We start from the raw sequence: 13,700 nt of genomic DNA, 5'->3' as shown, positions 1-13,700 counted from the left end.
ACTGGAAAGTGTCACAGTTACGCAAATGGGGACGGGAGGGAAGGCAAAGCAGAACCCCCAGACACATGCGTCATGGGGGTTTCGGGAATTTGCTTTGAAAGAAGCTGCTTTAAACCCCATCCTGGGCCAGATCGTTGAACCGCACGTGCTGACTGTGAAATTGCAGTTTGACGGTGCCCACAGGCCCGTTTCTTTGTTTCCCGATGATGATTTCTGCAATGCCCTGCTGGTCTGTTTCCTTGTTGTAGTACTCATCACGGTAAATGAACATCACAATGTCTGCGTCCTGCTCGATGGCCCCGGAGTTGTGGCTCACAATGCCATCTGCAAGCCAGGAAGCAGGTCCAGGCACGGTCAGGTCAAAGACTTCCTCTTCACCTGCAGGGGTGATGCTGACCACTTCATCCCAGAACAGGTCAGAGGTGGCTTTTTTCTGCAGTTCAACATCGTTCAGGATTTCTGCGTGGTCCAGCAGCACAGTTCTAGAAGGGGCAAACTTGAAGTGGGAACTGCCTGCGTAAGAAGTGCCCCTCAGAGCCGCCATCTGGCGGGTGGTGATGCCCTGCTCCTGCATCCTGGAGCGAACCACATCGAAAACCTCGACGGGCAGGGTGTCTGTATTGGTGTTGGCTTCCCGGGCTTCCAGGTAAGAGCGCAAACGGGCTGCATCTTCCACCTTGCATCCTGTGGCACCAATCCGGTCCAGGAACAGCATTTGCTGGGTTTTTCCGGAGATCTCCACCACATGCATGGGGCGGTAATCCCCCTGCTGGACAGTGCGGAAGCGGGCCACAATTCCGAAGCGCAGCAAGAGCGCTGCCACATCTCTGGCAAGTTGCAGGCTGTTGGTGGAGAAATTGATCCTGCTGGAGCTTTTGCTTGCTTTGGGGGTGAACAGGGTGCCATCTGTGGCCCACAGGTTCTGCAGGAACAACGCCACCTGATCATTGCTCAGGCGGAACAGGCTGGCTGGCAAATGTTTTTCATGGGAACGCTGGTTGAAGCTGCCCAGGTCGCGCAGCCATTTGTTGATGCCTTTTGCCTCCCAGCGGTTGCCGTTGCCACTGAACACCAGCTGATGCCAGTTGCCTTTTCCGGGATGGCGGTTGACCTGCACCCCAAAAGTCAGAGCTGAATCTGTCACCAGTTTGCTGTTGGCTTCAGAAGCTGTGGTGTAGCGCAGGGGTTGTCCTTTCAGGTAGCTGCCATCTCCGACCAGATGGCCCAGCAGAACCAGTTCTGCCTCTGTCCACTTCTGGGTTTCCGCAGGTTCTGGGATCACACGGGCCACTGCCACGCGGCTGCCTTCCTGAATGTGCTGCAGTTCCTGCCAGCCATGCGCTGTGTAGATGCGGTGTTTCGCGGTTGCCCTGAGGGTGCGACCACTGGCAAGTTTCACCTCAAAGACAGGTTTGATGCCCACACTCCACACTTTGTCGCTGGTGAAGGCCCCTATTTTTTCATCTTCGGTCATGGCGAGCACTTCTGGGTTGGTGCCCACCAGTTCACGGATGGGCATACGCTGTCCGTTGGAAAGCATCACCAGGGTGTCTCCAGTGACACATTCGCGCAAATCTGAAAGCATGGGTCTGTGATTTGGACGTTGTTCCACTGCACGGGAAAGCTGGGACAGCACAATCACAGGAACTTCAAGTTCACGGGCGATGCTTTTTAATCCACGGGAAATGGCGCTGATTTCCTGCTGTCTGTTCTCTCCGCCCCCACCGCTTTTGGATCCGCTCATCAATTGCAAGTAGTCAATCACCACAAGGCCCAGAGAACCTGTTTTGACTTTTACCCTTCGCAATTTGCTTCGGAGTTCATTTACTGTCAGGTTGGGCACATCATCGATAAAAATAGGAGCTTCACTTAATCTTGCGGCAGCATTCGCAAGCCGGACGAAATCTTGCTCGCTGAGCTGACCACTTCGCACCCGGTTCATGTCCACCCTGGCTTCCGAACAAAGCATGCGCAAAGCCAGTTGTTGAGCGGGCATTTCCAGACTGAAAACTGCTGTTGTTTTGCCTTCGCCTCTCAAAGCCACATTCTGAGCAATGGAAAGTGCAAAAGCAGTGTTGTGCACGCAGATGTCCTGGGCAACGAAGTTCGATCCATCAGGAACCGTCAGGTCATACACCTGTTGTTCTCCCAGATCTTCAATGGACACAATTTCATCCCAGTACAGATCCGGGCTGGACAGACGGGCAAGTTCCGGGCTTTCCAGCACAGCAGCATATCCAGCCAGACGCTTCTGAGGAATGCCTCTCTGGGTGTGTGGGTTGTAGCGTTTTCCGGTGTGTTCTCCGCTGCGCATGGCAAGCTGGGTCAGGGAAAGCTGCTTCTGGGAGGCCAGTGCACGAACTTTCTCCCAGACGCTGGCTGGCAGATGACCGTTGTTGCTGTGGCGTTCAGGGTGCAGTTCAAAAACCCGCGTGGCTTTCTCACCAAACCAGCCAATTTCTGTCTGGTAAAGGGCCACCCCCTGGGGCTCGGTGATTTCCACCCGGAAAGATTTTTCGGTTTTTTGCCACAGTTTGGCAATGATCCCAAAGCGGGTCAGCAGGTGCTGCACGTCTTTTGCGAGCTGCAGGGAAGCCACAGTGAATTCAATCCGGGGATGCTTTCCATTCAGGCTGTAAATGGTGGCGTCACAGCTGAACAGGATGCACAGGAATTCCGCCACTTTTTCTTTCTGCAGAGTGAAAATGGCTTCAGGAACCGTCTTGAAGTGGGCGCTCTTGCCCATCTGCCCGTGTGACCTCAGAAATTCGGTGAGAGGATTCTTCTGGTTTTTCTGGGCACCCGGAGTGTGGGCCCTGGCCACAATGAAATCAATCCCATCCTGCTTGATGCCGAGTTCCGGGAATTTCTGCCCGATCAGGGTTTTGAAGTCCTGCACGATCAAAGGATCGGTGTTGGTGAACCTCGGGGAGGTGTTGGTCAGGTTGCCCTCTGCAATGAAGTAAGCCAGCAGACGCACTTCTGCAGAATCCAGCCCTTCATCCGCTCCGAAGTTGGGAACTGCACGAGGTACCGCAATGACATCTCCCAGCTTCAGGTCATACAGGGGGGTCCAGCCTTCAGGGGTCAGGAAGGGGTGGTGCAGGGTGACTTCCACCTCGCGCCCCAGCCTTGTGCGCACCCTGCGAACGGGTTTCACCCCACTGTCAATCCAGTGGGACACCTTGGTGGGACGCAATTTGCCGGTCTCAGAGATTCCGTAAACTTCGGGCAGGTTGCGCTGAACAAATTCTTCGATGGTGATGCGCTGCCCGGTGCCAGGAACATCAATCAGGGTGTTTGCAGTCAGGCATTTTCCCATCGAAGGACGGGCGGCCAGCACATTCAAACTGCCCGGAGAAAACCCGGTGATCATGCTGTCCAGATCCCGAAAGCCGCTTTTGGTGCCATCAATGTGCCCACCTGTGGCATGCAGCTTGGTGATGTATTCGAAGGTGTCGTGCATGACAGTGTTCATGCTCTGAAATTCGTCTTTGCCTTCTTTCTGGGAGACATCGAAGATCAGCTGTTCGGATTTGTCCAGCATTTCGTCCAGCGGCACTTCTCCGTCGTAAGCCAGCTGCATGATGCGCCCCGAAGCCTGGATCAGTTGCCTGAGGGTGTATTTCTCCTGGATGATGCGGGCATAGTATTCGGCGTAAACGGCAGTGGGCACGCTCTCGGAGAGGCCCACCAGGTAGGACACTCCGCCCACTTCATCCAGCACATTTTTGCCGCGCAGTTCTTCGGAGAGGGTCACAAGGTCAATGGGTTGCCCCTGGTCGGCAAGCAGGCGCATGGCAGCAAAGATTTTGCGGTGGGATTCCCGGTAGAACATGTCTGAATTCACCTGGTCTCCCAGGTTGATCAGGGTGTCATTGTCAAGCAAAATGCTGCCCAGGACGCTCACTTCGGCGTCGATGCTGTTTGGTGCGACTCGTGCTACAGGATCCATGTGTGACCTCTCAAGGCTTTTCAGTCTATCACCCTAACACAGAATTTGGGGTTTGGTGCAGACAGAAGGCCCGATGCAAATTTAACCTATGACTTGGATGGGGGCCATGCTGACCAGGAAGGTTTTTTCCTGTGTTGGAAAGCGAATCCTGGCCTTTCTTAAAGAGCCGTACCCGATGGCCCCGATCAGGATGCCCTCACCAAACTTGGGATGCATGACCCGGAGGGGGGTGGAGGGCAGGGTCTGGAATTCGCGGGAGGGGATGCCCAGACGCTTGCTGACCTCGGTGCTGGACAGGCCCTGCAGTTCCAGCAGTTCTCTGGCCTGCAGTTCCCAGTCCAGGGCCACGTGTTCTGCTGGTGCAGGCACCTCGATTCGCACCTTCTTCCCGAGGTGTTTTTCCAGCAGTTCTCTGGATCCAGTTTTGTTGAGGTGCCGTTTTTCCCCGTTTTCCAGGGTGGGAGAGCCACAGCGTTCCACCTCCAGGCACTGGTAGCAGCCGTTTTCACAGCAGGTGCTGGAACACAGATCCAGTGCACGGTCCAGCAAGAGGGGCAAATCCAGGAAGGCCCGGTGGCTGATCCCCAGCCCGCCTTTCCAGTCGTCGTAGATGAAGAAGTAATTGTCCTTTTCGCTGCGAAAGGTGCCTGCAATGTCGCTGGGATCGCAGGCGACCAGTTCGGGAATCAGTTTCATCAGGGCGTGTTTTAAAGCGTGGGCGGTGCCTCCCGTGGACTTCACCCCAATTTCCAGGGTGTAGGTGCGGAAACTGGGCAGCGTGAGGGGCTGCTCGAAGGTGTGGTCTGCAAGTTTCTGTTCCAGCATGCGGTCCCGGATGCGGGCATTGCATTTGGGACAGGTTTTGTCACTGGGCAGGGCCTCATAATCACATTTCGGACACACCCGCGCAAACACCTGACGGTGCAACTGGTACCCCAGGTACTCTTTCTGCACGCTGATTTCCCCGAAGCGGAAGGCCAGGTCTCCCTGGGTTTCCCATTTTTCCATCTTCACGGGCGTGACTTTCACCCGGTAATTGCCCCTGGTGAATTCGCCCACCGAGGTGGTTTTTTCCACCAGAATGACGGTTCCCTGCGTGCTGGGCAGCCAGTCCGTGACCTGATAACTGACCCCATCCCAGCTGAACACCGCCCCCACGTGTTTTTCGGCGTGGGCATAGTGGCTGCTGGGGGTTTCCAGGGGTTCAAAGAGGGCTTTCCTGGGGTTCTCTTCCCAGAGGGTACGCTCGACCACATAGTATTTTTCGCCATCGTCGCTGCGCAGGTTCCAGCGTTTCATGCCCAGGGCCCAGTTGCTGCCAGAGGCTTCTTCTGGAGGGTTGAGGCCCACCGCGTAAAACTCGTGCTGCATTCTGGACAGGTGTTTGGGGGTGATGTAGGCGTTGTGGGATTCGATCACGGCCCGTTCCACGGCCCCCTGCAGCAGTTGCCTGAAGTTCTGCGGGCTGCTGTAGAAAGCGTCTGCAGGTCTGGGCACCCCGTTTTCGTCCATGGCGGGCAGGTACAGCACTGCGCCTTCGCCCACCCGTCCGGCCCGGCCCACCATCTGCCGGAAGGTCATGCGGGAACCGGGGTATCCGTCCAGCACCACCACACTGAGGTCCCCGATGTCCACCCCGGCTTCCAGAGCACTGGTGGCGAACATCACCCCACTTTTTGCTTCCCTGAAGCGGCTCAGGCGGGCATCTCTGGCCCCGGCCCCGGACATGTACAGGTGCACGAAATCTTTGTATTCGGGGCGGTTGTGGTACTGGGCGTGCATCCTGGAGGCCTTGGACCTCCCCCGGAAGAACACCAGCGTTTTCAAACCGTGCACCAGGGTCTGGTTGATCAGGTTGTCCCAGAATTTTTTCGCTTTTCCCCGGTGGTCCACCAGGTAATAGGTTTTGGGGTGTTTCTTGGCCCCGGAGGTGTTGATTTCGGTGCATTTCAGGCCGGTCAGGGATTCGGCAAATTCACTGGCGTTCCCGATGGTGGCTGTGGAGAGCAGCACCTGGGGTTTTGCGCCCAGGTGTTCTGAGAGGGACATCACCCGGCGGATCAGGCCAGACACCTCGCAGCCAAAGCCGCCCCGGTAGGTGTGGGCCTCGTCCAGCACCAGATGCTTGAGGTGCTTTAAAAAAAGAGCGACCCGTGGGTGGGCCAGCGCCCAGTGCAATTTGTCGGGGGTGGCCATCACGATGCGCACGCCTTCCCGGAACGCCCGGTCCACGGTGGCCTGCCCCTGGAATTCCTCGGTGGCCCACAGGATGCCTGCTTTGTCCAGAAACGCCTGCAGTTTTTCGCGCTGGTCCTGTGCGAGGGCCACCAGCGGGTAAATGAGCAGCGCTGTGGCCTGCGGATCATCGATGAGGTTCTGCACAATGGCAGGCAGAAATGCTCCGGTTTTTCCTGAAGCTGTGGGCGTGGTGAGCACCACATTTTTTCCTTCCCGCATGGCTTTGTAGCATTCGGCCTGGTGGGAATACACCTGGGGATACTGAAAGCCTTTCTTCACAGCGCTGGACCATTCCAGCTGGTCCACCTCCAGGAGCCTCGGGGGGTGTCCTTCTTCGGTGTAGAAGGCCCTGGCTTTGTTGCCGAGGAGGTCCTGAAGAAAGGGGGCGAGTGCAGACATCAGTCTTACAGTGTAAAACAAAAGCGGATTTTGGGGATGAACGTAATATCACCGGTGCAGGAACAGGGAAGAACACCTGCAGCCATTCAGGCATTTCTGCTTGCCAGAACAGGGGTTCAAAGGTTTGAAAAGCTGGAAAGGCTTTCAGCTTTCATGAAGTTTGCGTTGAAACGGTTCGAGGGTTTTCCCTGAGATCAACCTGAAAAAACTCCATTGTGGGGCCAAATTTTCTGTAGTAAAATGAACCTCAAAGCCATTTGAAAGCGTTTGCGCAAACAGGGAGGTGCCGCTGTGTCTGAGAAAACCCCTCCGGTCAGGCTGGATTTTGACAGGCTTCAGGCCTGGGTTTCCACCCAGCTGGCCTCCATCCAGACCACCATGAAAATGATGGGTGCAGTGCCCCTGCAAGCGGCAGGCCCGGTCCTCGCCCACCCCAGGGAACTGCGGGTATGCACCCTGGGTCTCCCGGAGGTGTTCTGCCAGGGGACGCGCCTGGAATTCCCTTACCAGAAAGTTCAGGAGCTGCTGCTGTACCTGATCTTCAATCCCAGTGCCAGCAAAGACCAGTTGCTGGAAGACCTCTGGGACGGCAAATCTGCAGACAGCGTTTACACAGCCATCCGGCAGCTCAGACGCCTTTTGAAAGATCACCTTCACCTTGCAGAAGAAGCAGTGGTCAAAAAAGGACGTTATTACAGCCTGTCTGCTGAAATCCAGATCGGACTGGATTTGCACACCCTGGACAACACCGTGTTCAGGGGAACCAAGATTGCTCCGCAGTACCTCTGTGTCCTGATGGAAGGCCTGGATTCCTCCTGGATTGAAGAACAGCGGCTGCTGTTCAACAAAACCCTGCTGGCCAGACTGGAGCAGGAAACCCAGCATCCCCAGCTCCCCCTGGAACGCCTGCTGGTGCTGCACCTGCTGGTGCTGGTCCGGGATGTTTTTCAGACGGCTGCCCTGGATGTTGTGCTGCGCCTTTCCAGAGACCTGGGTTTTGCTGCCGTGCAACGTGCAGCACAGCAACTGGTGCACGCTTTAAATGAAGGCAGCTCCACCGAATTTCAGGTGGCCCAGTTGCGGGATCTGGCTGTGGAACTGCTGGAAAACCAGCGCCTGAGCGCCGTATGAAGCAGGCCGCCCACCACCTCCCCAGGTACCTCGACGACTTCATTGGCCGCACCCGGGATTTGCAGAAACTCGGAGAGGCCCTGCAAAAATACCGCCTGATTTCGGTGGTGGGCTTTGGAGGGGTGGGAAAGACCCGTCTGGCCGTGGAATTCAGCCGCCAGCAGGCCCTCAATTTCCAGGACGGCATCTGTTTCTTTGATGCCTACACCAGCCGCAACACCAACGAGTTCATCTCCATGATCGCCAAATCCTTCGACATCACCGACGTGAAGATCGAAAGGATCAGCGAGTTCCTGGCCGAATACTTCCAGCACAAACACACCCTGCTGATGTTTGACAACCTGGAACACCTTTCCGACATTGGGGTGTTCATCAGGAACCTGCTGGCAGGGTGCCCCTCCCTGCACATCCTGGTGACTTCCCGTGAACGCCTGAAGGTGCGCGGGGAGTGTGTTTTCAAAATCCATCCCTTCAACTTCGAGGCGTTTGAGTCGGATTTTTCCTGCAACGAGGCCATGCAACTGTTTGACAGCCGGGCCAGAATGGTCAACCCGGATTTCACCCTCACCCCGGAGCACCAGGGATGGGTGTTTCAGATCTGTCAGCTTCTGGAAGGCATTCCCCTCTCCATTGAACTGGTGGCCAGCCAGGTGTACAGCCACTCCCTGCAGCACATCCTGAAATTCCTGCAGGACAACCTCCTGCTCTCTGCAGACCATGTGTCCATTGACCTCGATGACCGCCAGCGCAGCATGAAAAGTGTGATCGACTGGAGTTACCAGCTGCTGGACGCACAGCAGCAAAAGGTGTTTCGTTCCCTGAGCTTCTTTGATGCCAAATTCGATCTGGATGAAACCCTGCACATGCTCAGCTTCCTCTTTGAACAGCAGCACATCCAGGCCGATCCCAGAACGCTGCTCACCAGCCTGATGGAAAAAAACCTCCTCTACCACAAGGTGGGCGGAGATGGACGGGTTTTGATTTTCTATCTGGATGTGGTCAAGGTTTACGCCCGCACCCTCATGACTGCTGCAGAAAAAGAGGAGCTGCTGGACCTCTACACCCGCTATTATTTTCAACGCATTCAGACCAACCGCGAAGCGCCCTTTGATGTGCAGAGCGAGTATTTCATTCTGCATGCCAGCAACATCCACCAGACCATCCGGGCCAATTTGCCCGAGCGCCCCTGGCTGTCTGCCCAGCTGGTGTCTTACATCTGGAAGTACTGGCAGGCCTCCCGTTACTTCTATCTGGGCCTCACCTACACAGACGCACTTCATGCCGCTTACCAGCGGGTGGACCCCCACCACCGCAACAATGAATTTGGCCTTTCCATCGTGAACACATTGATCGGTGCAGCCTGGATTTCCAACGACAACTTTGATTTTGAGGGAAGCCGCAGGTATTTCACCCAGGCGCTGGAGGTGGCCCAGCAACACCAGAACCTGCTGGGCATGGCGGCAGCCTACCAGGGCCTCGCGCACCTGTGCATGTTCTGGGGAGATTTGCAGCAGGCAGACCGCTTCACGCACATGGCACAGCAGATCATCGAGCAAACCGGCAACCCGGACCAGAAATGCTGGATCCAGAGCCACCAGGGCAGGCTGCTGTTCACCAAAGGGCAATATTCAGAGGCAGAAACCTATTTTCTGGAATCCCTGCAGGTCTTTCAGGAGCGCAGCAACACCTGGGGCATGGCCTGGACGCAATTGCACCTCGCAGAGCTGTACTTTGAAACCCAGCAGTTTGACCGTGCAGAAACCCTGGTGCAAAACCAGCTGAACAACACCCTGCTCTCTTTTGAGGAAATGAACACCGTGCGCCTTCACCTCTTGCTGCTGGCCACCAAAGTCCATCTGGCCCTTGGGCGCACCCAGCAGGCCAGAGACACCCTGCAGGTCTGCCTGGGACACTTCGCAGACCGCACCCGCGCCATCAAGGTGAACGACCTGATGGGCGTGCAGATCCTGCTGCTGGTGCAAGAAGGTGCAACCGAAGCAGCCACACAACTGATTCATCAGGTGATGCAGAGCAAACAGACCGTGGCCACCATCAATTCCATGCTGGACATCAATTGCTGCGCGGCCCTGATTGGCCTGCAGGAAGGGAGTTTCACCGAGGCCCGCAAAATGCACCAGCTGTGCCTGGACATCCACCAGCAATTTGGCTGGGCCATCAGTCCCAGAAGGGCCACCCTGTACCAGCAACTGCAACACCAGCTGGCTGTGCTGGCCTGATCCATCGACCCATCAGGACACCTGCAACTGCAGGTGGTTTTTCTGGTTGCAGAAAGACCTGAAAAGTCATCTTTTCGGGATTTCAGCTCCTGAGCCCTGCTTTTCAGGACTTTTCAGGACCAGCCCATTACCCTGAAGCTGTTCTTCAAAATCGAACGTGTTCTGTCCGGCGCGGCATTTTTCGCATCTTCAGGCGAGGGCTGAAGACAGTGGTGTTTCTCAAGGTGTTGCTTCTCGTTTCAACAGGACGGGCGGCTTCAACAGTTCTGGCAGTTCGGTAAGGTTCAAATCCATTGGTTCAACAGAGAGGTCAAGATGCGCAAAGTTCAATTCACTGCCCTCACCCTGCTCAGTGTGGGGTTGCTGGCCTGCAGCAGCAATCCGGTTTCCACCGCACAGGTGAAGGTGCAAAAGCAGGCTGGAGAGGGCTTCTGGTCCACTTCGGGAAGCAAGATCATTGATGCCAGCGGTCAGGTGGTTCGCATCACCGGGGTCAACTGGTTTGGTCTGGAAACCCCCAACTACGTGCCCCACGGTCTGTGGAGCGTGAACTACAAGACCCTGCTGAACCAGGTGAAAAGCCTGGGCTTCACGGTCCTGCGGCTTCCTTACTCCAACGAGATGCTGGATGGTCCCAAAATGCCCTCTGGCCTCAACGAAGCGGCCAACCCTGACCTCAAGGGTTTAAACAGCCTGCAGGTGATGGACAGAATCATCGAGTACGCAGGCAGCATCGGATTGAAAATCTTTCTGGACCGCCACCGCCCCGGTGCAGACCAGCAATCGGCCCTGTGGTACACCGACAAGTATTCAGAGCAGCGCTGGATCGACGACTGGAAATTCCTGGCCACCCGTTACAAGGGCAACCCCACAGTGGTTGGTGCAGACCTGCATAACGAACCGCACTCCGTGGATGGCGGCCTCAGTTCCTGCTGGGGGTGCGGAGACCCCAAACAGGACTGGCGTCTGGCTGCCGAAAAAGCCGGAAACGCCATCCTGGGCGTCAACCCCGACTGGCTGATCATTGTGGAGGGGAACGAATGCTGGGCTCCGGACGGAAGCGCCGTCAAACCTACCCCCTGGAGTCCCAACCCCAACATGAGTTGCAACTGGTGGGGCGGCAACCTGCAAGGGGCGCAGAAATATCCGGTGCGCCTCTCCAGACCCAACAAACTGGTGTACTCCAGCCACGATTACGGCATGAGCGTGTACAACGGTCAGCCCTGGTTCACCGATCCCAGTTTCCCTGCCACCCTGGAACCCCACTGGCGCAAGAACTGGGGCTATCTGGTGGAGAACAACATCGCCCCGGTGATTGCCGGTGAGTTTGGCAGCACCTTGCAGGACCCCAAAGACCAGGTGTGGCTGCCTGCCCTTTTGAAATACCTGGAGAAAATCGGGGCCAGCTGGACCTACTGGTCCCTCAACCCCAACTCTGGGGACACCAAGGGCATTTTGCTGGATGACTGGACCTCCGTGGACCACGTGCGTTACGACGTGGTGAAACCCTTCCTGGTTCTGCTGGATGGAGGGACCACCAACAAATTTCCTGTGGTGGCCATCACCACCCCCACCAGCGGTCAGAATTTTGCTTCTGGAGCTGCTGTTTCGGTCAAAGGCACCGCCAGTGATCCAGACGGCACGGTCTCCAAAGTGGACCTTTATGTCGATGGGGTCCTCAAAGGCACCGACACTGCTGCGCCCTATGAATTCAGCGCCACCGGCCTGGCCAATGGAAGCCACACTGTGAAACTCACCGCCACCGACAACAAAGGGGCCACTGCCAGTGCCGCTCAGGCCATCACCGTGGGCACCGACACGGGCACTGTGACCGAATACTGCACCGATTTCCACACCATCACCCTTGGTGCCTATAAATATGTCAACAACACCTGGGGCAGCAGCAAGACCAACGGCCAGCCTTACAAGCAATGTCTGCAGGAACGCACTGTGAACGGCGTGAAGCAGTACGGCTGGAACTGGAATTGGCCTGGTTACGAGCCCACTGTGTACGCCTACCCGGAAATCATTTACGGCTGGAAGCCCTGGGACACCATGACCTCCACCGATCCGCGATTCCCCATGAAAATCAATGGAATGCCAAACGTGCAAATGACCTGGGATGTTTCTGGTACCCGTGCAGGCCACTATGATTTCGCTCCAGAAATCTGGTTCACCTCCACCCCCGGAGACGGCGCAGCCCGCCCAAAAGACATCACCACCGAAATCATGATCTGGCTGGACTACGATGCAACCACCAACCCCGGAGGCAGCAAAGTCGCCTCTTCTGTGATTGATGGGGTCAGTTACGACATCTACTCCATGTTCATCACCACTGCAGATGCAAGCTGGCGTTACCTTGCTTACAAAGGTCCAGCTGGGCGCAACTCAGGCACCATCAACATCGACAAGATCGCCAAAGACGCAGTGGCCAAAGGACTGGCCAACGGCGAGCACTACATGAGCGGTGTGGAATTCGGAGATGAGTCTTCGGGTGGCACAGGCAACATCTGGGTCAACAAATACGAAATCAAAGTGGGAAGCACCGTCAACACTCCTCCAGTGGTGTCGGTCAGCAGTCCCACCGAAGGCCAGACTTTTGCTGCCGGAAGCTCTGTCACGGTCAGCAGCACCGCCACAGACAGCGATGGCACCATCTCCAGAGTGGATCTGTACGTGGATGGGGCCCTGAGCCAGACCAGAACGGCTGCTCCTTACAACTTCACCGTGGGTGGTCTGGCTTCTGGTGCACACAGCCTGAAAGTGACCGCCACCGACAATGGCGGAGCCACCAGCAGCGTGACCCGCAACATCACCGTTCAGGGAACCAACACGCCCCCCACCCTCACGGTTTCCAGCCCCACTGAAGGTCAGAGCTTCCCGGCAGGCAGCACGGTGAATGTGGCTGCAACTGCCACGGACAGCGATGGGGTTTCCAAACTGGACTTCTATATAGATGGTGTTCTTAAAGGCACCGACACCACTTCCCCCTACACCTACAGCGCAACCGGACTGGCGGCTGGAGCCCACAGCATCAAGGTGGTCGCCACGGACACCAAGGGTGCAGCCAGCACCGTCACCCGCAACATCACCCTTGGGGGCAGCACCCCGGTCTGCAAGGTGGTCTACACCAAACAGAACGACTGGGGCACTGGAGCCACCATCAGCCTGGACATCACCAACACCTCCAGCACCCCGGTGAACGGCTGGACCCTGACCTTCAACTTCACAGGCAACCAGGCCATCAACCAGAGCTGGAGCAGCACCTACACCCAGAGCGGGCAGGCCGTCACCCTGAAAAACCTGGATTACAACGCAACGCTCGCAGCAGGGGCCACCACCAACCTGGGGTTCAACCTGACCTACACGGGCACCAACAGCAATCCCACCGGTTTTAAGCTGAATGGCAACACCTGCCAGTGATAGAAGTAGACAGTTCACAGTGAACAGTAAACAGCCAGCAGAACAGGCTTGATCACATAAGCCAGATCAGGGAGGATGTGCCACATGGCGCATCCTCCGTTTCATGTAGGATCAGAGGGGAGGGGATCTGCCACTTCTGCTATTTTTATACCGAGTACAGATATTTTGGAGTGGGATTTCGATGTTCAAAAAAGTCCGTGCAGCACGCGTTCGCTCGGGCATCTCAAAACCCCAGTCTGCAGGTGTTGACATAACCGGGTATCCGTAGTATTCTTTTCTTCGCCCGAGAGGAAGCAGCAATGCAGAAACGAAGGCGG

5 protein-coding genes are annotated in these 13,700 nt (G+C 56.4%); 3 read left to right on the top strand and 2 right to left on the bottom strand.

Annotation, left to right across the window (positions count from 1 at the left end; translation table 11 throughout):
* Positions 1-109 precede the first annotated feature (109 nt).
* Positions 110-3,955 carry a replicative DNA helicase gene (gene dnaB, locus IEY52_RS23915; protein WP_189008209.1) on the bottom strand — a complete coding sequence of 1,282 codons (3,846 nt, stop codon included), beginning with the start codon at positions 3,953-3,955 and terminating at the stop codon, positions 110-112.
* Between the two features lie 81 nt (positions 3,956-4,036).
* On the bottom strand, positions 4,037-6,592 hold the full coding sequence (locus IEY52_RS23910; protein WP_189008206.1) for a DEAD/DEAH box helicase: 2,556 nt from the start codon (positions 6,590-6,592) through the stop codon (positions 4,037-4,039).
* Between the two features lie 291 nt (positions 6,593-6,883).
* Here IEY52_RS23910 and IEY52_RS23905 point away from each other — a divergent pair, with 291 nt between their 5' ends.
* The 3 genes from IEY52_RS23905 to IEY52_RS23895 all read left to right on the top strand — a co-directional run bounded on the left by IEY52_RS23905 (position 6,884) and on the right by IEY52_RS23895 (position 13,383).
* Positions 6,884-7,723, top strand: coding sequence for a winged helix-turn-helix domain-containing protein (locus IEY52_RS23905; RefSeq protein WP_189008203.1), 840 nt, complete (start codon positions 6,884-6,886; stop codon positions 7,721-7,723).
* Positions 7,720-9,960: an ATP-binding protein gene (locus IEY52_RS23900; RefSeq protein WP_189008200.1), complete on the top strand. Its 2,241-nt coding sequence runs from the start codon at positions 7,720-7,722 to the stop codon at positions 9,958-9,960. Before IEY52_RS23905 ends, IEY52_RS23900 begins: the two co-directional genes overlap by 4 nt.
* Before the next feature lie 315 nt (positions 9,961-10,275).
* Positions 10,276-13,383, top strand: coding sequence for an Ig-like domain-containing protein (locus tag IEY52_RS23895; RefSeq protein WP_189008197.1), 3,108 nt, complete (start codon positions 10,276-10,278; stop codon positions 13,381-13,383).
* Positions 13,384-13,700 lie beyond the last annotated feature (317 nt).

Origin of the sequence: Deinococcus roseus, from assembly GCF_014646895.1 — a bacterium.
Lineage (GTDB): Bacteria > Deinococcota > Deinococci > Deinococcales > Deinococcaceae > Deinococcus_C > Deinococcus_C roseus.
This window is presented reverse-complemented; position numbering and strand designations above follow the sequence as displayed.

Bases quoted from the DNA above. Each gene is read 5' to 3' on its own strand.
- dnaB (WP_189008209.1), bottom strand. From the start codon at position 3,955: ATGGATCCTGTAGCACGAGTCGCACCAAACAGCATCGACGCCGAAGTG.
- IEY52_RS23910 (WP_189008206.1), bottom strand. From the start codon at position 6,592: ATGTCTGCACTCGCCCCCTTTCTTCAGGACCTCCTCGGCAACAAAGCC.
- IEY52_RS23900 (WP_189008200.1), top strand. From the start codon at position 7,720: ATGAAGCAGGCCGCCCACCACCTCCCCAGGTACCTCGACGACTTCATT.
- IEY52_RS23895 (WP_189008197.1), top strand. From the start codon at position 10,276: ATGCGCAAAGTTCAATTCACTGCCCTCACCCTGCTCAGTGTGGGGTTG.